Annotated in this window: 23 protein-coding genes, 1 pseudogene and 1 riboswitch; of the genes and pseudogenes, 14 read left to right on the plus strand and 10 right to left on the minus strand. The window is 71.1% G+C overall.

Features of this window, described 5'->3' with window-relative positions; translation table 11 throughout:
* Positions 1–28: 28 nt before the first annotated feature.
* Both ACZ561_RS05940 and ACZ561_RS05945 read left to right on the plus strand, forming a co-directional pair.
* Complete coding sequence (locus ACZ561_RS05940) at positions 29–1819, plus strand: DEAD/DEAH box helicase (RefSeq protein WP_470990251.1); 1791 nt, start codon at positions 29–31, stop codon at positions 1817–1819.
* Positions 1820–2231: 412 nt separating this feature from the next.
* Positions 2232–2873, plus strand: a complete 642-nt coding sequence (locus ACZ561_RS05945; protein ID WP_376430988.1) for an IclR family transcriptional regulator — start codon at positions 2232–2234, stop codon at positions 2871–2873.
* 372 nt (positions 2874–3245) lie between these two features.
* Here the strand turns inward: ACZ561_RS05945 and ACZ561_RS05950 are convergent, their stop codons facing one another.
* Positions 3246–4235, minus strand: coding sequence for an ArsR/SmtB family transcription factor (locus ACZ561_RS05950; RefSeq protein ID WP_470990253.1), 990 nt, complete (start codon positions 4233–4235; stop codon positions 3246–3248).
* Positions 4236–4326: 91 nt separating this feature from the next.
* Here ACZ561_RS05950 and ACZ561_RS05955 point away from each other — a divergent pair, with 91 nt between their 5' ends.
* Positions 4327–5538, plus strand: coding sequence for an alpha/beta hydrolase family protein (locus ACZ561_RS05955; RefSeq protein WP_470990255.1), 1212 nt, complete (start codon positions 4327–4329; stop codon positions 5536–5538).
* Positions 5539–5705: 167 nt separating this feature from the next.
* Positions 5706–6500 carry a YlbL family protein gene (locus ACZ561_RS05960; RefSeq protein WP_470990256.1) on the plus strand — a complete coding sequence of 265 codons (795 nt, stop codon included), beginning with the start codon at positions 5706–5708 and terminating at the stop codon, positions 6498–6500.
* Here the strand turns inward: ACZ561_RS05960 and ACZ561_RS05965 are convergent.
* From ACZ561_RS05965 to ACZ561_RS05980, 4 genes are all read right to left on the minus strand, one after another.
* Entirely contained in the window at positions 6433–7740 is a 1308-nt protein-coding gene (locus ACZ561_RS05965; RefSeq protein WP_470990257.1) for an MFS transporter, read from the minus strand. The genes ACZ561_RS05960 and ACZ561_RS05965 overlap by 68 nt on opposite strands.
* Complete coding sequence (locus tag ACZ561_RS05970) at positions 7737–7961, minus strand: hypothetical protein (protein WP_470990258.1); 225 nt, start codon at positions 7959–7961, stop codon at positions 7737–7739. Before ACZ561_RS05970 ends, ACZ561_RS05965 begins: the two co-directional genes overlap by 4 nt.
* A gap of 18 nt (positions 7962–7979) precedes the next feature.
* On the minus strand, positions 7980–8588 hold the full coding sequence (locus tag ACZ561_RS05975) for an ArsR/SmtB family transcription factor (RefSeq protein WP_470990259.1): 609 nt from the start codon (positions 8586–8588) through the stop codon (positions 7980–7982).
* Positions 8589–8694: 106 nt separating this feature from the next.
* Complete coding sequence (locus tag ACZ561_RS05980) at positions 8695–9171, minus strand: Lrp/AsnC family transcriptional regulator (protein WP_470990260.1); 477 nt, start codon at positions 9169–9171, stop codon at positions 8695–8697.
* Between the two features lie 121 nt (positions 9172–9292).
* Here ACZ561_RS05980 and hppD point away from each other — a divergent pair, with 121 nt between their 5' ends.
* The gene (gene hppD / locus ACZ561_RS05985) at positions 9293–10438 is read left to right on the plus strand and encodes a 4-hydroxyphenylpyruvate dioxygenase (protein WP_470990262.1); all 1146 of its coding nucleotides are present in this window, start codon (positions 9293–9295) and stop codon (positions 10436–10438) included.
* 175 nt (positions 10439–10613) lie between these two features.
* On the opposite strand, the gene ACZ561_RS05990 is transcribed toward hppD, so the two are convergent.
* The gene (locus tag ACZ561_RS05990; protein ID WP_470990264.1) at positions 10614–12104 is read right to left on the minus strand and encodes a tetratricopeptide repeat protein; all 1491 of its coding nucleotides are present in this window, start codon (positions 12102–12104) and stop codon (positions 10614–10616) included.
* Between the two features lie 109 nt (positions 12105–12213).
* Between ACZ561_RS05990 and ACZ561_RS05995 the strand changes: the two genes are divergently transcribed.
* Positions 12214–13593 carry an FAD-binding oxidoreductase gene (locus ACZ561_RS05995; RefSeq protein WP_470990266.1) on the plus strand — a complete coding sequence of 460 codons (1380 nt, stop codon included), beginning with the start codon at positions 12214–12216 and terminating at the stop codon, positions 13591–13593.
* A 151-nt stretch (positions 13594–13744) separates the two neighbouring features.
* Here the strand turns inward: ACZ561_RS05995 and ACZ561_RS06000 are convergent, their stop codons facing one another.
* Complete coding sequence (locus ACZ561_RS06000) at positions 13745–14236, minus strand: SsgA family sporulation/cell division regulator (protein ID WP_470990268.1); 492 nt, start codon at positions 14234–14236, stop codon at positions 13745–13747.
* A gap of 293 nt (positions 14237–14529) precedes the next feature.
* Between ACZ561_RS06000 and ACZ561_RS06005 the strand changes: the two genes are divergently transcribed.
* Together ACZ561_RS06005 and ACZ561_RS06010 are read left to right on the plus strand one after the other, a co-directional pair.
* Positions 14530–16017, plus strand: a complete 1488-nt coding sequence (locus ACZ561_RS06005; RefSeq protein WP_470990270.1) for an RDD family protein — start codon at positions 14530–14532, stop codon at positions 16015–16017.
* Between the two features lie 104 nt (positions 16018–16121).
* Entirely contained in the window at positions 16122–16907 is a 786-nt protein-coding gene (locus ACZ561_RS06010; protein ID WP_470990272.1) for an RDD family protein, read from the plus strand.
* A 13-nt stretch (positions 16908–16920) separates the two neighbouring features.
* Here the strand turns inward: ACZ561_RS06010 and ACZ561_RS06015 are convergent, their stop codons facing one another.
* Positions 16921–17193 carry a hypothetical protein gene (locus tag ACZ561_RS06015; RefSeq protein WP_470990274.1) on the minus strand — a complete coding sequence of 91 codons (273 nt, stop codon included), beginning with the start codon at positions 17191–17193 and terminating at the stop codon, positions 16921–16923.
* A 343-nt stretch (positions 17194–17536) separates the two neighbouring features.
* Here ACZ561_RS06015 and ACZ561_RS06020 point away from each other — a divergent pair, with 343 nt between their 5' ends.
* Entirely contained in the window at positions 17537–19978 is a 2442-nt protein-coding gene (locus ACZ561_RS06020; protein WP_470990276.1) for an immune inhibitor A domain-containing protein, read from the plus strand.
* A 124-nt stretch (positions 19979–20102) separates the two neighbouring features.
* Positions 20103–20402 (plus strand): annotated as a pseudogene (locus ACZ561_RS06025) (hypothetical protein); the annotation flags it as partial.
* A 128-nt stretch (positions 20403–20530) separates the two neighbouring features.
* Here ACZ561_RS06025 and ACZ561_RS06030 read toward each other — a convergent pair.
* Together ACZ561_RS06030 and ACZ561_RS06035 are read right to left on the minus strand one after the other, a co-directional pair.
* Positions 20531–21127, minus strand: coding sequence for an isochorismatase family protein (locus ACZ561_RS06030; protein WP_376430973.1), 597 nt, complete (start codon positions 21125–21127; stop codon positions 20531–20533).
* Positions 21128–21236: 109 nt separating this feature from the next.
* Positions 21237–22565: a nicotinate phosphoribosyltransferase gene (locus ACZ561_RS06035; RefSeq protein ID WP_470990278.1), complete on the minus strand. Its 1329-nt coding sequence runs from the start codon at positions 22563–22565 to the stop codon at positions 21237–21239.
* 100 nt (positions 22566–22665) lie between these two features.
* Between ACZ561_RS06035 and clpS the strand changes: the two genes are divergently transcribed.
* The 4 genes from clpS to ACZ561_RS06055 all read left to right on the plus strand — a co-directional run bounded on the left by clpS (position 22666) and on the right by ACZ561_RS06055 (position 25828).
* On the plus strand, positions 22666–22971 hold the full coding sequence (gene clpS / locus ACZ561_RS06040; protein ID WP_329120087.1) for an ATP-dependent Clp protease adapter ClpS: 306 nt from the start codon (positions 22666–22668) through the stop codon (positions 22969–22971).
* Positions 22971–23555: a DUF2017 domain-containing protein gene (locus tag ACZ561_RS06045; protein ID WP_470990280.1), complete on the plus strand. Its 585-nt coding sequence runs from the start codon at positions 22971–22973 to the stop codon at positions 23553–23555. The genes clpS and ACZ561_RS06045 overlap by 1 nt, the downstream gene beginning before the upstream one ends.
* A gap of 315 nt (positions 23556–23870) precedes the next feature.
* Positions 23871–25322 carry an amino acid permease gene (locus ACZ561_RS06050; protein WP_470990282.1) on the plus strand — a complete coding sequence of 484 codons (1452 nt, stop codon included), beginning with the start codon at positions 23871–23873 and terminating at the stop codon, positions 25320–25322.
* A gap of 77 nt (positions 25323–25399) precedes the next feature.
* Positions 25400–25828: a M67 family metallopeptidase gene (locus ACZ561_RS06055; protein ID WP_329120093.1), complete on the plus strand. Its 429-nt coding sequence runs from the start codon at positions 25400–25402 to the stop codon at positions 25826–25828.
* A gap of 8 nt (positions 25829–25836) precedes the next feature.
* Positions 25837–25953, plus strand: a riboswitch (cobalamin riboswitch).
* Positions 25954–25970: the final 17 nt, after the last annotated feature.

Raw genomic sequence — 25970 nt, forward strand, 5'->3', positions numbered from 1 at the left:
TACCTGGACGAGCGTCGAACCGGAGACCGTGACTACCACCGCCACCTCCTCCCATCACCTCTCTCCCGCCTTCCCCGGCCGGGCCCCCTGGGGTACCGCCAACAAGCTGCGAGCCTGGCAGCAGGGCGCCATGGAGAAGTACATCCAGGAGCAGCCCCGTGACTTCCTCGCGGTCGCGACGCCCGGCGCCGGAAAGACCACCTTCGCGCTGACGCTCGCGTCCTGGCTGCTGCACCACCACGTCGTGCAGCAGGTGACGGTCGTCGCGCCCACCGAGCACCTGAAGAAGCAGTGGGCCGCCGCCGCCGCGCGGATAGGCATCAAGCTCGACCCCGACTACAGCGCCGGGCCGCTCAGCAAGGAGTACCACGGCGTCGCCATCACCTACGCCGGTGTCGGCGTGCGGCCCATGCTCCACCGCAACCGCTGCGAGCAGCGCAAGACCCTTGTCATCCTCGACGAGATCCACCACGCCGGTGACTCCAAGTCCTGGGGCGAGGCCTGCCTCGAGGCGTTCGACCCGGCGACCCGCCGGCTCGCCCTGACCGGTACGCCGTTCCGTTCCGACACCAACCCCATCCCCTTCGTCACGTACGAAGAGGGGAACGACGGCATCCGGCGGTCGTCGGCGGACTATACGTACGGCTACGGCAACGCCCTCGGCGACGGCGTCGTGCGGCCCGTCATCTTCCTCAGCTACAGCGGCAACATGCGCTGGCGCACCAAGGCCGGTGACGAGATCGCCGCCCGCCTCGGCGAGCCGATGACCAAGGACGCGATCTCCCAGGCCTGGCGCACCGCCCTCGACCCCCGCGGCGACTGGATGCCGAACGTCCTGCGCGCCGCCGACCAGCGCCTCACCGAGGTCAGGAAGGGCATCCCCGACGCCGGCGGGCTCGTCATCGCCTCCGACCAGGACTCCGCGCGCGCCTACGCCAAGCTGATCCGCGAGATCACCGGCACCAAGGCCACGGTCGTCCTCTCCGACGAGGCCGCCGCCTCCAAGCGGATCGACGAGTTCAGCGAGAACAACGAGCGCTGGATGGTCGCCGTCCGCATGGTGTCCGAAGGCGTCGACGTTCCTCGTCTCGCGGTCGGCGTGTACGCGACGACCATCTCGACCCCGCTGTTCTTCGCCCAGGCCGTCGGACGTTTCGTACGTTCGCGCAGGCGCGGCGAGACCGCCTCCGTGTTCCTTCCCACCATCCCCAACCTCCTCGGCTTCGCCAACGAGATGGAGGTCGAGCGCGACCACGTGCTCGACAAGCCGAAGAAGGACGGCGAGGAGGACCCGTACGCCGAGTCCGAGAAGGAGATGGCGGAGGCCGAGAAGCAGCAGGACGAGGACACCGGCGAGCAGGACATGCTGCCCTTCGAGGCGCTGGAGTCCGACGCCGTCTTCGACCGGGTCCTCTACGACGGCGCCGAGTTCGGCATGCAGGCCCACCCGGGCAGCGAGGAGGAGCAGGACTACCTCGGCATCCCCGGGCTCCTCGAGCCCGACCAGGTGCAGCTGCTCCTCCAGAAGCGACAGGCCCGGCAGATCGCGCACAGCCGCAAAAGGCCGGACTCCGAGGCCGATCTGTTGGAGCTTCCGGCCGAGCGGCGCCCCGTCGTTTCGCACAAGGAGCTGCTCGAGCTGAGGAAGCAGCTCAACACGATGGTCGGCGCGTACGTCCACCAGAGCGGGAAGCCGCACGGCGTCATCCACACCGAGCTGCGGCGGGTGTGCGGCGGTCCGCCGAGCGCCGAGGCGACGGCCGGTCAGATCCGCGAACGGATCAAGAAGGTGCAGGAGTGGGCCACCCGGATGCGGTGAGTGCGTACGGGTGTGGCGCCCGCACGCGGTGAGCGACGAGGGGTGTGGGGGCGGCCCGTACGCGGGGGCGTACGGGCCTTTCGCGTTCCATGCGCTGTCCGTCGGGGTTGTCCGGACACCGTGTATGTCGCTCGTATCGTCGACTTTGTCCGGTGAATCTCCTTGACCGGCTGACTTCCGCCTCGAACCGACCGTATCCGGTCGCTCGCGCCCGGATTCTGGACGAGGTCTTCCGCTGAGCGGAGTGGATCGCTACTGTCCCCCGCAATGCAAACGCCCCGTGGCAGCGCCGCCGCGGAGCGCAGCCGGTGCGCATGGCCTGCCGGCGGCCTCTGACGTGCGTCGCCGCGGGACCGGCGCCGCTGCTCTCGTTTGAAGGTCCGCCGTCACTCACTCCGAAGGAGAGGGCGTCGTGACCGCGGAAACCTCCCAGACGCTCGACCGGGGCCTCAGGGTCCTGAAACTGCTCGCCGACACCGACCACGGCCTGACCGTCACCGAGTTGTCCAACAAACTCGGAGTGAACAGGACCGTCGTCTACCGTCTGCTCGCCACACTCGAACAGCACGCGCTCGTACGACGCGATCTGGGCGGTCGCGCCCGGGTCGGCCTCGGTGTGCTGCGGCTGGGCCGCCAGGTCCATCCGCTGGTCCGCGAGGCCGCGCTGCCCGCGCTGCGCTCGCTCGCCGAGGACATAGGCGCGACCGCCCACCTCACCCTCGTGGACGGGGCGGACGCGCTGGCGGTCGCCGTCGTCGAACCGACCTGGACCGACTACCACGTGGCCTACCGCGCCGGTTTCCGGCACCCGCTGGACCGGGGCGCGGCGGGCCGCGCGATCCTCGCGGCCCGCCAGGGCAGCCTGATCGAACCCGGCTTCACGCTCACCCACGGCGAACTGGAGGCGGGCGCGAGCGGCGCGGCGGCTCCGCTGGTCGGGGTCACGGGCATCGAGGGCAGCGTGGGCGTCGTGATGCTCGCGGACGCGGTGCCGGAGCGGGTGGGGCCTCGGGTCGTGGACGCGGCGCGGGAGGTCGCCGACGCGTTGCGCTAGGGCGCGCGGCGGTTACGAGGGGCGCAGGGCGGTCCGGTGCCGGCAGGTCTGGGACCCCGCGCCGGGCCAAGCCTGCCGCGGGGGCGGGCCGGTCCTGGGGCGCTCTGCCCCGGTCAAGGAGCCGAGCCCGTGTGCGGGCCCTGAGCCGAGGGTGGACGGCCTGTCATGGGCTCCGGCCCGGGGGTTGTGCCCCGGTCGAGGAGCCGAGCCCGTGTGCGGGCCCTGAGCCGAGGGTGGACGGCCTGTCTGGGCTCCGGCCCGGGAGCTGCGCCCCGGTCAGGGAGCCGAGCCCGTGTGGGGGCCTGGGCCCTGGGCGGACCGATCCTGAGGTTGTGCCCGCCCGTCTCCCGGACTTCGCTCGGGGGAGCCCCGTCACCCTGTGGAACGTGTGCCCCTGACGGGGCCGACAGCGGGGGCCACCAGCAGGTCCCCCAAGGCCGTTCTGCGGTGTTCCACCGATCGGCCTGTTCGGGTTGTCGTGATCAGGCCCGCGCCGCGCAGGGCCGATGTGTGGGACGAGGCCGTGGCGTTGCTGATGCGCAGGTGGCGGGCCAGGGTCGTGGTCGTGTGCGGGGCGGCCAGTGCACGGAGGAGTTCCAGGCGGGTCCGGCCCAGGACCGCGGCCAGGGACTCGTCCGTGCCGGGTGCCGCGTCCGGGGTGAGCGGCAGACCCGGGCCTGCCGCGTAGGTCACGACCACCGGCCGGTCCGGCAGGTCCTGGACGAGCGGACGGCCGGTCCAGTGGAAGGTCGGCAGGAGGACGAGACCGCGTCCGGCGAGCCGTATCTCCCGCGTGTCCGGCGCCGCCCACTCCCAGACGCCGTCCCGCAGCCGCGTGCCCGGGACCAGAGCCGGCAGGGCCGCGCCGACGCCGTGCTCGGCGACCGTCACCGCATGGCGGGTGAACTCCGCCCGGTGCAGGTCCTGCACGAGCGGCCACACCGGCGCCACCACCGTCTCGAACGCCGCCCGCTGGGTGCGGCGCAGCATGTGCCGGGCGCCCGCCTCGCCCGCGTGGAGCTCGCGGATCCACCGCGGGGAGGGACGCCCCGCGTACACCCGCTCCAGTTCCGACCGCACCAGCTCGGCGGGGGTAGCCGCCACCAGGTCGAGGCCCTCCGTCAGCGTCTCGCCGAGCACGTCGAGGAAGAGCGGGGGATCGCCCGCCGGGACCAGGTCCGCGAGCGGTGCCACGGCGTCCGGCAGGGACCGCAGCACCCGTCGTCGCCAGCGGCCGTGGAGCAGCTCGTCGCCGCCGCCGAACATCATCATGAAGGCCGCGTTCAGCTCCGGCACCGGAGCCGGCCGGGCGGCGAACCGTACCTGGGCGAAGTCCTCCGCCGTGAACCGGATCCGGATCAACGCCGCCGCCTCATTCCGCTCTCCCCCGCAAGCCTTTCGATCACAGCCTCAACCTTCGTCCGAAGCCCCTGCCCGGCGCCAGCCTGTCCGCATGACGACTCCCCGCGAGACCCGACCGACCGCATCGACCCGGCCGACCGCATCGACCCGGCCGACCGGGCCGACCCGACGTACCGTCACCCGGGCGGGCGTCCTCGCCGCCGCCCTCGCCCTCGCCCCGACGGCCGCCCGAGCCGCCGCTTCCACCCCGCTCCGGCTGCCCGCGCCCACCGGCCCGTTCAAGGTCGGCGCAACCACCCTCCACCTGGTCGACCCCTCCCGTAACGACCCGTGGGATCCCGCGATCGGGGTACGGGAGGTCATGGTGACCGTCCTCCACCCGGCCCGCACCGTCCGCGGCCGTCCGCGCGCACCCCAGCTGACGGCGGGCGCCGCCGAGCTCTTCGCCGAGCTCGCCCCCGCCATCCACCCGGGGCTTCCCCCGGCCGGTGTCGACTGGGCGGCCACCCTCACGCACTCCCACTCTGGCGCACCCGTCCTGCCCGGCCGATGGCCTGTGCTGCTGTACAGCCCGGGCGGCGGCGACGCCCGCACCATGGGTACGTCCCTGGCCGAGGAGCTGGCGAGTCACGGCTGGGCCGTCGTCACCGTCGACCACCCGGGGGACGCGAGCCAGGTGGAGTTCCCCACTGAGCGGCCGGGCCGCGACAAGGTGCGCCCGACCGTCTTCCTCGGCCCGCCCGACGCCGAGCAGTTCCGCACCATGATCGACACCCGTCTCGCCGACGTCCGCTTCGTCCTCGACCGGCTCGAAGCCCTGGAAGGCCCCCTCGGCCGCACTCTCGACCTGGGAAGGGTCGGGATCTACGGGCACTCGGCCGGTGGGACCACGGCCGCCCAGACGCTCTACGACGACCGGCGGATCGCCGCCGCGGTGAACCTGGAGGGCTACCTGGACCGGGCGGACGGCGAGCTCTTCCCGGTGGCCCGGTACGGCGTCGACCGCCCGCTGCTCCTGCTCGGCACCGACGGGTTCCGCGACGCGCGGCTCGACCGCTCCTGGTCCGCGATGCTCGCCCATCCCACGGGCCGTACGTGTCGGCGGCAGCTCGACCGGGCGGGGCACGGGGTGTTCACCGACTACGCGGCCCTCGTGCCGCAGCTGCATGCCGCGGGCCTCGTGACCACGGAGGACAGGGTCCGACTCGTCGGCGCGATCGAACCCAGGACGTCCGTGCCGACGGTGCGCCACCTGGTCCGCGCGTTCTTCACCCGGACCGTCCCGCCCGGGGGTGCGCGATAGCACCGGAGCGTCTCGCTCGCGGGGCCGACAGCACCGGACCGTCCCACAGGCGGCCCGATAGCGCCGGAGCGTCCCGCTCACCGGCGCCGACGGCACCCGGGGCGTCACGCTGCGAGGCTCCCATGGACCCGGCCGTGCCTCTCTGGGGCGCCCAGTAGATTGGGTGCGTGCTCTCCAGTCTCACGCGTAACCGTGCCCTCGCGCTCTGCGCCCTGCCCGTCGCCGCGCTCTTCGCGGTCGTCGGCCTGGCGCCGCTGCCGTACGCCATCGCACAGCCCGGCACGACCGCCGACGTGCTCGGCAAGGACAAGGGGCGCGAGGTCATCACCATCAGCGGAAAGCCGGTCCTCCCGACGGAGGGCGAGCTGCTGATGACGACCATCTCCGCCACCGGGCCCAGCGTCGACAACGACTTCGGCGATGTCGTCGACGCCTGGTTCCGTACCGACCGGGCCGTGCTGCCGCGGGACTCCGTCTACCCTCCCGGGAAGTCGGACGCCGAGGTCGAGAAGCACAACCTCGGCGAGATGAAGGAGTCGCAGGACGCCGCCACCATGGCGGCCCTCGGCTACCTGAAGCTCGACCCGAACGACGTCGACGTCACGCTTCACCTCGCCGACATCGGCGGGCCGAGCGCGGGATTCATGTTCTCCCTCGGGATCGTCGACAAGCTCGCCGGCGACGGCTCGGGCGGCGACCTCACCGGCGGCCGGACCATCGCCGGTACGGGAACGATCGAGCCGAACGGCACGGTCGGCGCCGTCGGCGGGGTCTCCCTGAAGACCCAGGCCGCGGGCCGGGACGGGGCGAGCGTCTTCCTCGTACCGGAGGCGGAGTGCTCCGACGCGCAGGCGGAGCTGCCGAAGGGGATGCGACTGATCCCGGTCTCCACGCTCAGCGACGCGGTGTCGTCGCTCCGGGCGCTGGAGCAGGGACAGGAAGCGAAGATTCCGAGCTGCTGACGTCCTTCGGGGCGGTGTCCATCCCGCGCCAGGCCGGGAAGACCATCGGGGCGAGGGTGGCCAGGAAGTAGGCGCCGCCGAGCGTGAGCAGGGCTGTCGTCAGGCCGGTCCCTTCGACGAGCTGCCCGGCGACGAGGCCGCCGAGCGGGGTGGCGAGGAGCACCCCGGCCATCGTGACCCCGGACACCCGGCTGCGCAGGTCGTCGGGGACGCGTTCGTACATCACGGTGGCCAGGATCGGGTTGAGGAGCCCGGCCCCGAACCCGCCGGCCGCCATCGTGACGAGCAGCGGCAGCGTGGTGTCGGTGAGCGCGGCCACCGCGTGCGGCGGGGCCCCGCACAGCATGAACCCGGCGGTGAAGACCACCCGGCGCGGGAAGCGGTGGCCGATCGCCCCGTACAGCACCGCGGCGAGCAGCGCGGAGCCGCCGAAGACGGCGACGAGCAGTCCGAGGGCGGCGGAGCCGCCGAGGTTCTCCCGGGCGTGGACGGGCAGCAGGACCGAACTCCAGCCCTGCGCGAGGCCGTTGGTCACCATCACCATGAGGACGATGCCGAGCAGCAGCCGGGAGCGGAGCACGAAGGCGTATCCCTCGCGCAGCTCGGTGCGGTAGCCGGAGAGGGAGAAAGGGGCCGGGTCGCGCTGGGGCGCGGCGGACGGCACGCCCCGCAGGCCGAAGAGGACGAGCAGGGCGGAGAGCCCGAAGGTGGCGGCGTCGAGGATCAGCACGGTGTCCGCGCCGATGAGGGCGACGAGGACGCCGGCGAGGGCGGCGCCGGTCATCCGGGCGCCCCGTGAGACGGCGTCGTAGAGGCTGGCGGCGCGGGGGAGCGGGGTCCCGGCGCGGTGCGCCAGGTCGGGGATCAGGACGTGGCGGGCGGTCTCGCCGGGCGCGTGGAAGAGGCCTGTCACGGCCATCAGCGCACACAGCATCCAGAACTCGAGCACGCCCGCACGGTGCAGGAGCGGGATCGCGGCCAGCGCGAGCGCGCAGACGAGGTCGGAGACCACACTGATCCGGCGGCGCCCGATCCGGTCGATGACCGGGCCGCCGACGATCGCGGAGACGACGACGGGAACGGCCGCGCAGAAGGCGACCAGGCCGGCCTTGCCGGGGCTGCCCGTGGTGTCGAGCGCGAACCACGGGACGCCGATGAGGGTGAGCGCGTTGCCGGTGATGGATATGGCGTTGGCGGCCAGGACGGTGGCCAGTGGAGCACGTCCCCCGGGAGCGCTCATGCGGCGAGCGGGAGGCGTCGGGCGCCGTTGGAGGGTCGGGCCGTGGCCGGGACGGCGAGCCGCAGCCCTAAGGCGACCAGCGTCCAGCCGATCCGGGCGCGGACGGGGTCGTGGACCGGGGTGCTGGTCGGGGAGTCGGCGGCCGCCCGGTGGAGTTGGGTCGACCGGTGGAGTTCGGCCGCGTCGAGGTGGTGCAGGCGAAGGTGGATGTCGGCGTGCATGGCTTCGTGATCCCTTTCTCAGTTCTCGTACTGGGGGAACGCGTGCAGGTGCATCCGTACGCGGGCGGCGCCGGGCGCGTCGGGGTCGGCGCTGTCGCGATACGCGTCGATCAACTCGTGGATCTCCGCGTTGAGTTGACGTAGCCGCTCGGGCGGCAGGCGAAGCGTGAAGTCGCTCATGTCGGACGTGCCGAGCCAGCTCTCGTCCCATTCGTGGCGGGTGCCGAGCCAGGTGTTGAGCTCCTGGGTGTGGATGGTCGCGATCTCGTGGAGGTAGACCTCCACGGCGCCCCTGACCTCGGGGTCGGGGTTCTTGTACAGCGACTCGTCGAACGTCGTGCCCTGTACGGCCGCTTTCCACCACCGCTCCCGGCCCTTGCCCCGCGTCGTGTCGTCCTCGACGAAGCCGTGCGCGGCGAGCTGCCGCAGATGGTAGCTGGTCGCCCCGCTGGACTCGCCGAGCCGCTCGGCCAGTTGGGAGGCGGTGGCGGGGCCGTGGTGGCGCAGGGAGCGCAGCAGCTGGATGCGGAGGGGGTGGGCGAGGCCGCGCAGCGAGCGCGGATCGAGTGTGCGGCTCAGGGGCTTCTCGGGCTGGGGCTTCTCGGGCTGAGGCTCGGGCTCGGGCATGGCTCGAGCCTAGAGTTGCAAAGAGATGCTTGCAAGGGATTCTTTGCAAGTACTTCTTTGGAACCCCGGGGGAGTTCTGGCGATCGACGGTGGATCGGTCGGTCGGCTACAGCGGTCCGTCCTCCGCCGCCTGCTCCACCAGCGGGATGATCCGCAGCGGTACGGGGTTCTCCATCACGATCGCCGTGGAGGCCCGCACGATGCCCTCGAAGCCGACGACACGGTCGATCACCCGCTGGAGGTCCGCGTTGGAGCGGGCGACCAGCCGGCAGAGCATGTCCCCGTGGCCGGTGGTCGTGTGCAGTTCGAGCACCTCGGGCACGGTCGCCAGATGGCTCCGGACATCGGGCCCCTGTCCCTGCTTGATCTCCAGCGTCGCGAACGCCGTCACGGGATAGCCGAGCGCCGCCGGATCGACCTGAGGCCCGAACCCGCGGATCACGCCGTTGGCCTGGAGTCGGTCCAGACGCGCCTGGACCGTGCCGCGCGCCACCCCGAGCCGGCGTGAGGCCTCCAGGACCCCGATCCGCGGCTCCCGGGCGAGGAGCACGATCAGCCGCCCGTCCAGATGATCGATCGCCACAGTGGCCTCCCCGTGGTCATCCTGTACAAGTATCCCCGCCATACTGGCTCACTGCTGTGCAGATTGCCCAGTGCTCCGGCGAACTATTGCGCAGCTTGCCGATCGGCGGGACTCTGCCGCTATGACTGAGACCATCGATCACACCCCTTCCACGGCGCGGCAGGCCGATCCCTTCCCCGTGAAGGGCATGGACGCGGTCGTCTTCGCCGTCGGCAATGCCAAGCAGGCCGCGCACTACTACTCCACGGCCTTCGGCATGAAGCTCGTCGCGTACTCCGGACCGGAGAACGGCAGCCGCGAGACCGCCAGCTACGTCCTGACGAACGGCGCCGCCCGCTTCGTGTTCACCTCCGTCATCAAGGTCGCCACCGACTGGGGACGCTTCCTCGCCGAGCACGTCGCCGAGCACGGCGACGGTGTCGTCGACCTGGCGATCGAGGTGCCCGACGCGCGCGCCGCGTACGCCTACGCCGTCGAGCACGGCGCCACCGGCATCACCGAGCCGTACGAGGTGAAGGACGAGCACGGCACCGTGGTCCTCGCCGCCATCGCCACGTACGGCAAGACCCGCCACACCCTCGTCGAGCGCTCCGGCTACGACGGCCCGTACCTGCCGGGCTTCGTCGCCGCCAACCCGATCGTGGAGCCGCCGGCCAAGCGCACCTTCCAGGCGATCGACCACTGCGTCGGCAACGTCGAGCTCGGGAAGATGAACGAGTGGGTGGCCTTCTACAACAAGGTCATGGGCTTCACGAACATGAAGGAGTTCGTGGGCGACGACATCGCGACCGAGTACTCGGCGCTGATGTCGAAGGTCGTCGCCGACGGCACGCTCAAGGTCAAGTTCCCGATCAACGAGCCGGCGATCGCGAAGAAGAAGTCGCAGATCGACGAGTACCTGGAGTTCTACGGCGGCGCGGGCGTCCAGCACATCGCGCTGGCCACGAACGACATCGTGGCGACGGTGCGCTCCATGCGCGCCGCCGGTGTCCAGTTCCTCGACACGCCGGACTCGTACTACGACACCCTCGGCGAGTGGGCCGGCGAGACCCGGGTGCCCGTCGAGACGCTGCGTGAGCTGAAGATCCTCGTCGACCGCGACGAGGACGGCTACCTGCTGCAGATCTTCACCAAGCCGGTCCAGGACCGCCCGACCGTCTTCTTCGAGATGATCGAGCGCCACGGCTCCATGGGCTTCGGCAAGGGCAACTTCAAGGCCCTGTTCGAGGCGATCGAGCGCGAGCAGGAGAAGCGCGGCAACCTGTAGTCCACCGAGGCCGGACGGGCCCGGGGCGACCGCCCCGGGGCCCGTCACCGTGAGCACCCGGGCCACCCCCGGGGCGCCGGCACGCTGCGGCGCCCGCGGGGTTGGCGCCGCAGCGCGGCCGGCTTACGTGTTCCCCAGGGCGGTGCCCACCCTCACGCGGTTGTGGGCAGGTTTCCTAGCCCGCCTCCCCCGCCTTCGGCGTCTCCCGGGGAGTCGGGGTGGCCGCGTTCTCCCCCGGCGCCGAACCCGACTCCGACGCCGGCTCGTCCGTTTTCGGTGGCTCCTGCCGCTCCTCGCGGAGTTCCTCCGGTAGTTCGTCCGGCGGGTCGCCGAGCGCTGCCACCGCCTTGCGGGCCTTCGGGGCCAGCAGCGGCGAGAAGTGCGGGTTGATCCGCAGCGCCTCCGCCAGGTGGCGGCGGGCCGGGCCGTGCTCCTCCACCGCGTGCTCGATCTCGCCCCGGTGGTACGCGAACAGCGCGCTCCGCAGCCCCTCGTCCGTGGCCCGCTTCGCGTACTCCAGCGCCTCCTTCGGTTCCCCCGACCGGTACAGCGCCCACCCCAGCGCGTCCGCGACCTGCACCGACCGGTGCCCCCGCGCCCACTCCGCCTTCAGGCGCCGCACCGCCGCCTCCGGGTCGCCATGGTCCGCCTCGAACAGGCCGAGGACGGCCTCCGCGTTGACCCACGTCCGCGTCCGCAGCAGCTCGTACTGGCTCCGTGCGTCCCCGTCCAGGCCCAGCGACTGGTAGAGCTCGCCCGCCTCCAGGACGTACTCCGGCAGCGGCAGCCGTGCCAGTGCCGCGCGGTAGCCGGCGACCGCCTCGTCCGTGCGGCCGAGCGCCGCGAGCGCCCGGGCCCGGCCGGCCAGCGAAGGGCCGTGGTCCCCGACGAGCGCCAGCGCCTTCCCGTACTCCGTGAGCGCCTCCTCCGGCTCGCCCCGCTCCCAGGCCAGATCCCCGAGCCGGGTCAGCGCCGCGGCCTTCTCCGCGCCCGACTCCGCCTGCCCCACCGCGTCGAGCGCGGCCGCCGCCGCGTCCTCCCGCCAGCCGCGGTTGCGGTACATCTGCGCCGACCGCGCGCTGACCGCCCCGCCGGTGCGCAGCTCCTCCAGCGTGGAGAGCGCCTTCTGGGCGGACTTGTACTCGCCGAGCCCGTTGTACGCGTCGATCAGCAGCGGGTACGCCGACCAGCGCTTCGGGTCCTCCTTGCGGACCGCCTCGCCCCAGGTCCGTGCCGTGCGCCAGTCGCCCCGCGCGTTGGCCAGGGCGGCGAGCCCCAGTTGCGCGTCGAGGTTCCCGCGCTGCGCCGGCCGTACGTCCAGCGAGCGCTTCAGCGCACGCTCCGCCCGCGGGTAGTACGTGGTGTCGCCGAGCCGCGTACCCCGTTCCGTATAGGCCGTGCCCAGCACGGCCCATGACGCGTCGTCAGTCGGATGGTCCGCCAGCCACTTCTCCCGGTCTCCGATGAGTGCGGCCAGATCGGGCAGCGAGGCCTGCGTTCCGGCCTTCGCCGCGATCACCGCCCGCGCGGCCGGGCCGGGGGCGGGCGGTCGCCCGTCGTCGAACAGGCCGGGGGCGATTTCGGGGGCGTACAGCAGAGCCGTCGCCGCGAGCACCGCGCCCACCCCGGCCGCGAGGACCGTCCTCGACACGTTCTCCGTCTTCATGGCGCCCACTCTGGGCCAGTACGAAGAGCACACGAAGCGTCCACTCCGCTCGGCGAACCCGAACGTCAGGCGGGTTCACACCGATGGCCCCGGGTGCCACGCTGGACGCATGGACGATCTTCTGACGCGGCTCCACGCGGAACTGCGCGCGGGCCTGCCCGCCGAGGCGCTGATCACCGACCCGGACGTCACCGCCTCCTACGCCAACGACATGGCGAGCTTCTGCACGGCCGGCACCCCCGCGGCCGTCGTGCTCCCGCGCACCGTCGAACAGGTCCAACACGTCATGCGGACCGCGACCGCGCTGCGCGTCCCGGTCGTCCCGCAGGGCGCGCGCACCGGTCTGTCCGGCGCCGCGAACGCCTCCGAGGGCTGCATCGTGCTGTCTCTCGTCAAGATGGACCGGATCCTGGAGATCAGCCCGGTCGACCGGATCGCCGTCGTCGAGCCGGGCGTCGTGAACGCCGTCCTGTCCCGCGCCGTGAACGAGCACGGGCTGTACTACCCGCCGGATCCCTCCAGCTGGGAGATGTGCACGATCGGCGGGAACATCGGCACCGCGTCCGGCGGCCTGTGCTGTGTGAAGTACGGAGTGACGGCGGAGTACGTCCTCGGCCTGGACGTCGTCCTCGCCGACGGGCGGCTGATGTCGACCGGCCGGCGCACCGCCAAGGGCGTCGCCGGATATGACCTGACCCGGCTCTTCGTCGGCTCGGAAGGCAGTCTCGGCATCGTTGTCGGCGCGACCCTCGCGCTCAGGCCACAGCCGCCCGTACAGCTCGCGCTCGCCGCCGAGTTCCCCTCCGCGGCCGCCGCATGCGACGCCGTCTGCGCGATCATGGAGCGCGGCCACACACCCTCGCTGCTCGAGCTGATGGACGGCACCACCATCCGCGCCGTCAACAAGATGGCGAACATGGGGCTCCCGAACACCACCGAGGCCCTGCTGCTGTGCGCCTTCGACACCCCGGACCCGGCCGCCGATCTGGCCGCCGTCGGTGAGCTGTGCGCGGCCGCGGGGGCCACCGAGATCGTCCCGGCCGAGGACGCCGCCGAGTCCGAACTCCTCCTCCAGGCACGCCGGCTGTCGCTGACCGCCCTGGAGACGATCAAGTCCGCGACGATGATCGACGACGTGTGCGTACCGCGCACCAAGCTGGCCGCGATGCTCGACGGCACCTCCGCCATCGCGGAGAAGTACGACCTGACCATCGGCGTCTGCGCGCACGCGGGCGACGGCAACACGCATCCCGTCGTCTGCTTCGACCAGGCGGACGAGGACGAGTCGCGGCGCGCGCGGGAGTCCTTCGACGAGATCATGGCGCTCGGTCTGGAGCTGGGCGGCACGATCACCGGTGAGCATGGTGTGGGTGTGCTGAAGAAGGAGTGGCTGGCACGGGAGTTGGGGCCGGTGGGCGTGGAGATGCAGCAGGGCATCAAGCGGACCTTCGACCCGCTGGGGATCCTCAACCCGGGAAAGCTGTTCTGACCCGGTAGTGGTCACGTGTCCCGCCCCCGAAGCTGCTGTTCCGACCCGGTAGTGGTCACGTGTCCCGCCTCCGAAGCTGCTGTTCCGACCCGGTAGCGGTCACGTGCCCCCCCCGAAGCGATCCCGGATTCCGACCTCGCGGCGCTCCCGCTCACACCTCACCGTCCTGGGACTCGTCCGACGGCCACGGGTCGCGCAGCCACAGGTCGTCCGCGACCGAGGTGGTGGCCAGGAGTTCGGCCAGCCCGTCGTCGATGCCGAGCTGCTCGGACTCGGTGCCCGGCGGAACGGCGCGCAGGGTCCGCTCCAGCCACGCGGACACCTGCGCGGAGGGCGCTTCGAGCAGTGCGTCGCCGTCGGGGGAGGAGAGCGCCATCAGGACGACGTTGCGCCCGTCGACCTTCGTGGGCCAGATACGGACGTCCCCGTGGCCGCACGGCCGGAAGGCACCTTCGACGAGCAGTTCGCGGGCGAACGTCCAGTTGACCGGGTGGTCCGAGCCGACATGGAAGGTGATGTGCACGGCGTACGGGTCGTCGGTGCGGTACGCGAGCCGGGCGGGCACGGGGATGGAGCGCTCGGGGGAGAGCACCAGCTTCAGCTCCAGCTCGCGCTCGACCACGGTGTCCTCGGTGTTCTGCATGGCGTGACGTCCTCTCGGGTCCGGGGCCCCGGGTGGGCCCGCACGGGAAGAGAGCGCGGTCGTGGCGGGCCATTACGCGACTTCGGAGAAGTTTTTTGAGGAGATTTCCGCGAGGTTCCGGCGGGATCGTCGGCCCGAGCGTGACGGTGAGTGGCGGGATCCGTGGGTATGTCGCTCGAAGGCGGGTTTCTCACGGCCACGTTCTTCCCGCGGCACCGTTCTTCGTTACTGTCCTCCTTGGGCCCCCGCGGCCCGATGTCGTAGAAGCGTTGTCACGGAACGGAGTCGGGGCAGTGGCTACTCCTCCTGGAGCCGGCGGGGAGGTACCGCAGGCCGGGTACTACCCGGACCCGTCCATTCCCGGATACATCCGGTACTGGAACGGGGGCGCCTGGGTGCCCGGGACGAGCCGTCCCGCGCCCAGGGAGGGCGAGGCACCGCCGGCCGCCCCCGCAGGGGTGATGCCCGCGGGGCCCGCCCTGGCCCCGAACCCCTCGCCCGCGCCCGTGGCTCCGTCCGCCCCGGTGCCCGCCGTGGAGGAGACGGGACCCGTCTTCCTGGACGAGGAACCGGTCGCCGAGACGCGGCCCGAGCCGGCCTCGGCCTGGCAGGCGGACGTCTCACGGCAGACCGGCTTCGGCGGCGACCGCGATCAGCGGGTCTCCTGGGGCGCGCCGGAGGCGGAGCCCGCGGCCTCGACGCCGGCCACGCAGGACCCCCGTGTGGCCACTCCCCGGACCCCCGAGCCCGCTCCCACGCCCGCCGCGCGCCCGACGACCTCGTCTCCGGCGCGGCTCGGCGGGATGCCCGTCACCCCGGCTCCGGCCGCCGACCCGACGGGCGGCGCCCTGCCCGGCGTACGGCAGTCCCAGGGGGACGGGACCATGACGATCCGTGCCCTCGCGCCGAAGGGCGGACAGGCTGCTCAGGCCGCGCGTGCGCCCCAGGGCGCGCAGGGCGCCCAGGCGGCTCAGGGACTGCACGGGACGCCGGACGCCCCCGGGGCGCAGAGCCCGCAAGGCCCGCAGGCCCTCAGGGCACCGCAGGCCCCGCTTCCGCATGTGCCCGGCCAGCCGCAGCCCGCACCGGCCCCCGCCCCGACGCCCGCGTCCGCTGCCTCCCCCGCCCCCGTCACCACCGGCCCCGGCGGCGGCGCCCCCTCCTGGCCGCAGCAGGTGCAGCAGCTCGCGCAGCCCTCGCCCGCCGCGGCGAGTCCCCGGGCCGAGGCCGAGCCGCCCGTCCTGCCCTGGAAGCCGCCTGTCGAGGACCCGTTCCTGCAGGCCGCCCGGGCGCAGGCCGCCGCCCGCCCCGCAGGTCTCGGCAAGCGCCTGGCCGCACGTCTCGTCGACACCCTCGTCCTCGGGGCGCTCGTCGGAGGGGCGTCCTTCCCCTTCGTCACGCAGGCGCTCGACCACATCGACGCCAAGATCGAGGCGGCCAAGCAGACCGGCACCACGGTCCAGGTCTGGCTCCTGGACGGCACGACCTCCCTCAACTTCGGGATCGCGCTGGCCGCGCTGCTCGTCCTCGGTGTGCTGTACGAGGCGCTGCCCACCGCCAAGTGGGGTCGCACGCTCGGCAAGAAGCTCTGCGGTCTCCAGGTGCGGGACATCGAGGCGCACGAGCCGCCGACGTTCGGCGCGGCCCTGCGCCGCTGGCTCGTCTACAGCGTCCTGGGGCTTCTGGTCCTCGGTGTCCTGAACGTCCTGTGGTGCCTCTTCGACCGGCCGTGGCGCCAGTGCTGGCACGACAAGGCGGCCCACACGTTCGTGGCGGGCTAGGGGGCGGCCGCCGGCCACCCCCAGGCCGGGGTGGCCCGTACGGCGGTCGCTCGAACGGGCGGCGATTCCTTGCGGGGCACTGACTCGCGGGATGCACTGCCCCCATGAGCAACGACCAGCCGACGCCCGGCCAGCCGCCCGAGGACGACCCGTTCCTCAAGAAGCCGCAGGAGCCCACGCCGCCGTCGGCGGGCTCTCCCTCCGGGAGCGGGAGTCAGCCGCCTCCCCCTGAAGGGCCGCCGCCGGGAGGCCCCCCGCCGGGAGGTCCCCCGCCCGAGGGGCCGCCTCCTGGAGGTCCGCCGCCGGGGGGCCCGCCGCCCGGCTCCCCGTACGACAACGCACCCCCGCCGCCCCCGCCGTACGGCTCCCAGCCCTACGGCGGCGGTGGTGCGTACGGCGGTGCGGACCCGCTCGCCGGGATGCCGCCGCTCGCCGACTCCGGCAAGCGCATCCTCGCGAGGATCATCGACTGGCTGATCGTCGCCATTCCGCTCGCGATCATCGGTATCCCGTTCAACGTGTACGACCGGGCGACCGACGGCGACGACTTCGGTGACACCATCACCGCGACCAGCACCGGCACCGGTCTCGTCTTCCAGCTCATCACCATCGTGGCGTTCGTCGCGTACGACACGGTGATGGTGGCGAAAGGCGGCCAGACCCTCGGCAAGAAGTGGCTGAAGCTGCGAGTCGCCATGCTCAACGACGGCTCCACACCGCCGATGAACGCCTCGCTGATCCGCGCCCTCGTGCTGTGGCTGCCGGCGCTGATCTGCTGCGCCTGCCTGTGGCCGCTGCTCCTGCTGATCATGATCCTGGTCGACAAGCCCTACAAGCAGGGCCTGCACGACAAGGCCGCCAAGACCGTGGTGGTGTCCGTGCCGCAGTAGCGACGGACGAGCCTCACGAACCGATCCGGGTATCGATCCCCGCGCCCACCGGCGCGGCCGGTACCCGGATCTCGTCGTTCCGGGGGAGAGACGGCGCGGGTGCCGGGGCGGCCTTGCGGTGCACGGGCATCGTCACCGTGACCAGCAGCCCGAGAAGCAGTCCGGCGGCGCTGATCACGACGATCCCCAGCGCGGTCGTGGTGCGGGACAGCAGCAGCAGGGCGACGGTCGAGAAGACGACGGTGGCCGAACCATAGGCGAGCTGTGCGGCGTTCGGACGCGGCATGACGGGTACCGTCCCTCGAAGCATCGGCGGGTCGCACTCGCGAGCGACTCTACGACGGTGGATGCCCGAGCGAAACGGGTAGTAAGCGTGACCTAACCCACGGTGCGGGTGCACAGGGGGCGCATGGAGTCATCGGTACCGCCAACCGCCCCTCAGGGTGCGCCTGCTGGCCGTCCGGATAACGGAAATCAACTCCTGCATAGTGCAGTTGGCCTGTTCAAGTCAAGGTCTGTCTTTTCTCTCGTAACTCCGGTCGAATGTCGTCACTTGTGACGCGCGACCCCGCCCGCGGACACCCCACCTTCGGTCCGTGCGGTCGTGGGCGCCGGGGAGGAATCATCAAGTGACCAACAGACGACGGGCGATCAGAGCGTCCGCAGTCGTCGTGGCGCTCGCGGCCACCGCCGCCAGCGCCTCGACTTTTGCCACCGCATGGGCCGACGACAAGGGCCCGGGCGCACCGGCCGGCATCGAGCGTCAGGACCCGGCCCCGGGTGCAGGCGTCGACAAGACGGCGGTCGACCACGACCTCGAAGGCCCGTACAGCAAGCAGCAGGAGCAGCAGCGCAAGGCTGCCCTGGAGCAGGTGCTGAGCGGCGAGACCAAGGTCGAGCGCCGCGGTGGCTCCCAGGTCGTGAAGCTCGACAGCAAGAAGTACGTCGAGCTGGGGCGTGAGAAGACCGACAAGATCTTCACGATCCTCGTCGAGTTCGGCGACAAGGTGGACAACACCACCCTGGTCGACCGCGCCGACGACGACACGACCGAGCCGAAGCCGAAGTTCGGCGGCACGCCCGGCCCGCTGCACAACCAGATAGCCGAGCCGGACCGTGCGAAGGACAACTCCACGGCCTGGCAGAAGGACTACAACCAGCAGCACTTCCAGGACCTGTACTTCGGCACCGGCAAGGACAAGAAGGGCCAGCCGAAGCAGTCCCTGAAGACCTACTACGAGAAGACCTCCTCGGGCCGGTACTCGGTCGAGGGAGGCGTCTCGGACTGGGTCAAGGTCGAGTACAACGAGGCCCGTTACGGCTCGAACTACTGCGGCAACAGCAACTGCGCCAATGTCTGGGACGCCGTCCGCGACGGTGTCACCGCGTGGACCGCGGACCAGAAGGCCAAGGGCCGTACCGACGCCCAGATCAAGGCCGACATCGCGCAGTACGACCAGTGGGACCGGTACGACTTCGACGCCGACGGCAACTTCAACGAGGCCGACGGCTACATCGACCACTTCCAGATCGTCCATGCCGGTGAGGACGAGTCCGCGGGCGGCGGCGCCCAGGCCTCCGACGCCCTGTGGGCCCACCGCTGGTACGCGTACGGCACGGACGCGGGCAAGACCGGCCCGTCGCACAACAAGTCCGGCGGCACGCAGGTCGGCAACACCGGCATCTGGGTCGGCGACTACACGATGCAGCCCGAGAACGGCGGCCTCGGCGTCTTCGCCCACGAGTACGGTCACGACCTGGGTCTGCCCGACCTTTACGACACCTCGGGCAAGGCCGGCGCCGAGAACTCGACCGGTTTCTGGTCCCTGATGTCCTCCGGTTCCTGGCTCGGCCGGGGCAAGGAGTCCATCGGCGACCTGCCCGGCGACATGAACTCCTGGGACAAGCTGCAGCTCGGCTGGCTCAACTACACCAAGGTGAGCAACGAGCAGCGCGGTACGAAGTCCACCCACAAGCTGGGCGTGGCCGAGTACAACACCAAGAACCCCCAGGCGCTCGTCGTCGAGCTGCCGAAGAAGAAGGTCACCACCGATGTCGTCGCGCCCGCCGAGGGTGCCACGCAGTGGTGGAGCGACATGGGTGACGACCTCAAGAACACCCTGACCCGCTCCGTCGACCTCACGGGCAAGTCGAAGGCCACCCTGGAGCTCAAGGGCTGGTACGACATCGAGCTGGACTACGACTACCTCTACACCGAGGTGTCGACGGACGGCGGCGCCAACTGGACCGCCCTGGACGGCACGGTGGACGGCAAGCCGCTGCCGCGCGACGCGAGCGGCGCCCCGGCGCTGACCGACGTCTCCGGCGCGTACAAGCCGCTCGTCTTCCCGCTGGACGCCTACGCGGGCAAGAAGTTCGACCTCCGCTTCCGCTACCAGACGGACGGCGGCGCGGGCGGCAAGGGCTTCGCGGCCGACGCCATCACGCTGACCGCCGACGGCGCCACCGTCTTCTCGGACAACGCCGAGAACGGTGACAACGGCTGGACGGCGAAGGGCTTCTCGCGGATCGCCAAGGGCTTCACGAAGGAGTACGAGCAGTACTACATCGCGGAGAACCGCCAGTACGTCTCGTACGACGCGACCCTCAAGGTCGGTCCGTACAACTTCGGGTTCACGGGTGACAAGGCCAGCTGGGTCGAGCACTACCCGTACCAGAACGGTCTGCTCATCTGGCAGTGGGACACGTCGCAGAAGGACAACAACACGGCCGTCCACCCCGGCCAGGGTCTGATCCTTCCGATCGACGCGCACCCGACGCCGCTGAAGAACGCCGACGGCACCCTGATGCGCAACCGCGTCCAGGCGTACGACTCGACGTTCGGCACCTACCGCACCGACGCGATCCGGCTGCACAAGGCGGGCGTGCCGGCGTGGGTGAAGTCGCAGCCCGGCGTCCCGGTCTTCGACGACCGACGGGGCACGTACTGGTACACCCAGACCGAGCGAGCCGGTGTCCAGGTAACTGACACCAACACCAAGATCGCGGTCGTCAAGGAGCCGAAGGACGGCCAGACGATCACCGTCCAGGTGGGTCCGTCTCAGAAGTAATCTGCATCTTCGCAGGTCAAACCATGATCGGCCGTCGCCCTCTAGCGGGCGGCGGCCGATCGTGTTTAGGTGCCTCTGACCGAGTTCTTATTGACAGCAAGCTCACAGGGGGAGTGGTTTCGGGATGCCCGGTGGAGGGTTCTGCAAGTTGCCAGGCGGCAGCGTGGTCGTCGCGATCGCGCTGCCGAGCCCGGCCGGCGACGGGGTGACGGTCCGCTTCCTGGTCCATGCCGCGAACCGCGCCCGCGCCCTGACCCGGCTGCGGAACCTGGGCCTGCGAGCGGTCTACCTCCGCGGCAACACGGAACCCCCGACGCCGGACGAGATCACCGCGGTCCTCCACCACCCGGACGGCCTGCTGTGGAGATCCACGGCAGGAGAGCTCTGGCACTCCGCCCGCCTGCTGCCGCGCGAACCCGTGGCGAGTACATGTACCGCCACCGAGGCGGACCGCAGGGGCATATCCGCCGACCCGCACCCCGTCGACCCGGGCGCACGCCTCGCGGACCTGCACCCGCACCCCGCCGACCTGGTCGTGCGCCTCGGGAGCCCTCAGACCACGGGCTTCCCGGTCAGCTGAACCCCGGCGCCCCGCAGCTCCTCCAGGGCCCGCTCCGTCGTCTCCTTGGCCACGCCCGCCGTGAGGTCGAGGAGAACCTGGACCGCGAACCCCTCCCGCGCCGCGTCCAACGCCGTCGCCCGCACGCAGTGGTCCGTCGCGATCCCCACCACGTCGACCTCGCGCACATCCCGCTCCCGCAGCCACTCCGCGAGCGTGCGACCGTTCTCGTCGCGCCCCTCGAAGCCGCTGTACGCCGCCTCGTACGCCCCCTTGTCGAAGACCGCCTCGATCGCCCCGCTGGCGACCGCCGGCGCGAAGTTCGGGTGGAAGCCCACGCCCTCCGTGCCGGCGACGCAGTGCACCGGCCAGGAGGTGACGTAGTCCGGCTCCTGGCCCGCCGGGGCGAAGTGGTCGCCCGGGTCGACATGGTGGTCACGCGTCGCCACCACGTGCTGGTACGCGGCGCCCGCCGTCTCCCCGACCAGGTCGGTGATGGCGGCGGCGACATCCGCTCCCCCCGCCACCGCGAGGCTGCCGCCCTCGCAGAAGTCGTTCTGAACGTCCACGACGATCAATGCGCGGTGCATGGCGGGTGTCCTTTGGTGGGCCGGTGGGGGGAGCGGAGGGGCACGGAAGGAGGAATGACGTCGAGCCTAGAGACTTCCCCCTTCTCGCGGGAGGGGGCGTCGCAGGGTGTTACACGTACTCCGTCGGCAGTACCGGCTCGCCCCGCGACAGCTGGATCGCCGACATCGGCAGCCCCGCCCGCGCCTCGAAGTGCCGCGTCCGCGCCGCCTCCAGCGGCTCGCGGGCCACCACGTCGCCGCCCTTGACCAGCTCGACGAGCAACTGGCGGTCGGCGAGCTCCGGGGGGACCGGACCCGTGCCGAGGACCTCGGCCTCCGCCACCCCTTCCGCGTCCGTTCGGCGCGCCGCCCACTTGCGGCCACCGATCGAGACCTTGCCGCCGACCGACTTCTTGGCGACCGGGATCAGCGGCGCCTTCGGGTCGGCCGACGTGGCCCGGGCGACCAGCTTGTAGACCATCGAGCAGGTCGGGTGGCCGCTGCCGGTGACCAGCTGCGTTCCCACGCCGTACGCGTCGACCGGTGCCGCCGCCAGCGAGGCGATGGCGTACTCGTCGAGGTCCGAGGTGACCACGATCTTGGTGTCCTTCGCGCCCAGCTCGTCGAGCTGCGCCCGCACCCGGTGCGCGACGAGCAGCAGGTCCCCGGAGTCGATCCGGACCGCCCCGAGCTCCTTGCCCGCCACCTCGACGGCGGTGCGCACGGCCTCGGCCACGTCGTACGTGTCGACCAGCAGCGTCGTACCGCGGCCCAGCGTCTCCACCTGGGCCTGGAAGGCGTCCCGCTCACTGTCGTGCAGCAGGGTGAAGGCGTGCGCGGAGGTGCCGACGGTCGGGATGCCGTAGCGGAAGCCGGCCGCCAGGTCCGAGGTGGAGTCGAAGCCGCCGACGTACGCGGCCCGCGCGGAGGCGACGGCGGCCAGCTCGTGGGTACGCCGGGCGCCCATCTCGATCAGCCGCCGGCCGCCGGCTGCGGCCGACATCCGGGAGGCGGCCGCGGCGATGGCCGAGTCGTGGTTGAGGATCGAGAGGATCACGGTCTCCAGGAGCACGCACTCGGCGAAGGAGCCCTCGACCCGCAGGATCGGGGAGCCGGGGAAGTACACCTCGCCCTCGGGGTAGCCCCAGATGTCGCCCGAGAAGCGGTAGCCGGCCAGCCACCTCAGCGTCGGTTCGTCGACGATGCCCTGGTCGCGCAGGAAGCCGAGGACGCCCGGGTCGAAGCGGAAGTTCTCGACGGTGTCCAGGACGCGTCCGATACCGGCCACCACGCCGTAGCGCCGCCCCTCGGGCAGGCGTCGGGTGAAGACCTCGAAGACGGAGCGCCGGTCGGCGGTGCCGGCCTGGAGGGCGGCCTGCAGCATGGTCAGCTCGTACTGGTCGGTGAAGAGCGCGGTCGACGGCACGTCCACCGGGAGCCCAAGGTCCGCAGCGTTCATGTCAGCGATGCTACACGAGAAATCGTCAGACTGACGATTTCTCGGGCGAGGAGGTGACCCGTTTGTGCGACCCCCCTTCCGAGGTGGCAGCATGGGGTAAGTGAGCGTCGCGCCTATTGAGATCGAACGCACGGAGTCGGCCGAGGAGACCCACGCGGTCGTCGAGCCGGACGTCCCCTGGGTGACCCTCGTCCACAACGATCCGGTCAACCTGATGAGCTATGTGACCTACGTCTTCCAGGCGTACTTCGGTTACTCCAAGGACAAGGCGCACAAGCTGATGCTCGACGTGCACCACAAGGGCCGCGCGGTGGTCTCCAGCGGCACCCGCGAGGAGATGGAACGGGACGTGCAGGCGATGCACGGCTACGGGCTGTGGGCGACCCTCACCCAGGACCGCGGCTGATGGCGGGGCAATTCGAGGCGCTGCCCGGCGGCGGCGCGGCCGTCGCGCTCGACGAGGTCGAGATCTCCATCCTGCGCTCCCTCGCCGTCCAGCTCCTGGAGCTGATCGGCCCGGGCGACGAGCCGGTGGAGGGCGAGGACCCGCTGGCCGCGCTCTTCGCCGAGGGCCCGAGCGAGCCCCCGTCCGATCCCGCGCTCAAGCGGCTCTTCCCCGACGCGTACGGCGACGAGGACGAGGAGCTGCGGGCGGCGGCGGCGGACTTCCGCCGCTACACCGAGAACGATCTGCGCGCGCGCAAGCGCGAGGACGCCCTCGCGGTCATCCGCAACCTGGACGCGCTCCCCTCCTCCGGTGAGGGCGGCGCGATCCTCAAGCTGACCGCCGACGAGTCCCGGTCCTGGCTCGGCGCCCTCAACGACCTCCGGCTGACCATCGGCACCCGTCTCGAGGTCACCGACGAGGACGAGAGCGGTGAGCTCTACCGGCTGCCGGACACCGATCCGCGCAAGCCGATGGTGATGGCGTACCTCTGGCTCGGTGCGCTCCAGGAGTCGCTCGTCGAGACGTTGATGTCCGGCGCCTGATGCCGGGCGTTCGAGCGATGTTCGCTCAGCGGACGCTCAAATCCGGATAACGAATACGTCACCAAAGTCTTCTCGTTGGCCCTCTTGAGTGACTTTTGTCCGGTTCTCCCTGTGGCGTGCGTCACTCCGACGCACGCCGATCAGTGTTTCCCCCGTGATAAATCTTCACGACCGCCCGGGGACGCCACCCCTGTTCCCGGGGGCGCTTGGACCGGCTGACCGCCGGTAGCACTCCATCCAAATCCGGGGGGATCAGGACCTGATCCGCAGCCAGACTCAGTCGGCGCGGATCAGCATGGAGAAAGGCGCACCACCATGACCTCAGTGCAGGTCGACAAGCAGCACGACGGCAGTGAGGCCGCGGACTCCGCCGACGGCGAGGGTTATCACCGGGCACTCGGCGCCCGCCAGATCCAGATGATCGCGATCGGCGGCGCCATCGGCACCGGCCTCTTCCTGGGCGCGGGCAAGGGCATCTCCAAGGCGGGCCCCAGCCTGATCCTCGCGTACGCCATCGCGGGCCTCGTCATCTTCTTCATCATGCGGGCGCTCGGCGAACTCCTCATGTACCGCCCCGTGTCCGGCTCCTTCTCGGAGTACGCACGCGAGTTCATCGGCCCCTTCGCGGGCTTCGTGACCGGTTGGACGTACTGGCTCTTCTGGGTCGTCACCGGCATCACCGAGGTGACCGCGGCGTCCGAGTACATGCAGTACTGGACCAAGAACACCGACGGCATCCTCAATCAGCCGCAATGGGTCTTCGCCCTGATCTTCACGGTCGTCCTGTTCCTCGCGAACCTGATCTCCGTCAAGCTCTTCGGCGAGCTCGAGTTCTGGTTCTCGATGGTCAAGGTCACCGCGATCGTCGGCATGATCCTGATCTGCGCCGGCATCCTCACCATCGGCTTCTCCGACGCCGGTGACACGGCCTCGATGACCCTGCTGTGGTCCGAGGGCGGCTTCTTCCCCAAGGGCATCGGCTCCACCCTGATGACCTTGCAGATGGTCATGTTCGCCTTCCTCGCCGTCGAGCTGGTCGGCGTGACGGCGGGTGAGTCCAAGGACCCGAAGACCGTTCTGCCCAAGGCGATCAACACCGTCCCGTGGCGCATCGCCGTCTTCTACGTCGGCGCGCTGATCATGATCCTCTCGGTCGTCCCGTGGACCCACTTCCAGCCGGGCGTCTCCCCGTTCGTCGCGGCCTTCGAGAAGATGGGCCTCGGCGTCGGCGCCGCGATCGTGAACTTCGTCGTCCTGACCGCCGCGCTCTCCTCCTGCAACTCGGGCATGTACTCCACCGGCCGCATGCTGCGCGACCTCGCGCTCAACGGCCAGGGCCCGAAGTTCTTCACCAAGCTCACCAAGAACGGACTGCCGCTGGTCGGCACGTCCTTCTCCGCCGCGCTGATGATGGTCGGCGTCTGGATCAACTACCAGTGGCCCGGCGACGCCTTCAACTACGTCGTCTCCTTCGCCACCATCTCCGGCATGTGGGCCTGGATCATGATCCTGATCTGCCAGGTCCGCTTCCGCCTCAAGGCCGACCGCGGCGAGCTGCCCCAGTCGTCCTTCAAGGCGCCGGGCGGCATCTGGTGCAGCCTCTTCGCGCTCGCCTTCATCGGCATGGTCATCGTGCTGATGGGCATCGACAAGGACGCGCGGATCTCGCTCTACTGCGCGCCGCTGTGGGGCCTCATCCTCGCGGTCGCCTACCTGGTCCTGAAGGCCCGTAACCCCGAGGGCGCGGCGTTCGCCAAGCGCTCATAACGCCGGCCTGTCCAGCATTCGGGCCGCCCTGTACCACTCCTCGGTACGGGGCGGCTCCTTTGCTTATCCTGTCCGACATGCTGACCATCACCCGGGCCCTGTACGACCAGATCGTGGAACACTCCCGCGCGGACCACCCCGACGAGGCCTGCGGCGTGGTCGCGGGCCCGGTCGGCGCCGGCCGCCCCGAGCGGTTCATCCCGATGCTGAACGCCGCGCGCTCGCCCACGTTCTACGAGTTCGACTCCGCCGACCTGCTGAAGCTGTACCGCGAGATGGACGACCGGGACGAGGAGCCCGTGATCATCTACCACTCGCACACGGCCACCGAGGCGTACCCGTCGCGCACCGACATCTCGTACGCGAACGAGCCCGGCGCCCACTACGTCCTGGTCTCCACCGCCGACAGCGACGGATCCGGCCCCTTCCAGTTCCGCTCGTTCACCATCGTCGAAGGCGTCGTGACCGAGGAGGACGTCAAGGTCGTCGAGGCGTACGACGCCTGAGAGACTGACCCGACACCAGGGCGGCAGGGCCCAGGAAGCCGGTGAGAATCCGGCACGGTCCCGCCACTGTGACCGGCGCCTTCGGGCGCCGGGAGCCAGGAACTGACCTGCCGCCTTCTCACCACCGACTGGGGACGTGGAA

The organism is Streptomyces sp. NPDC039609, from assembly GCF_055596705.1.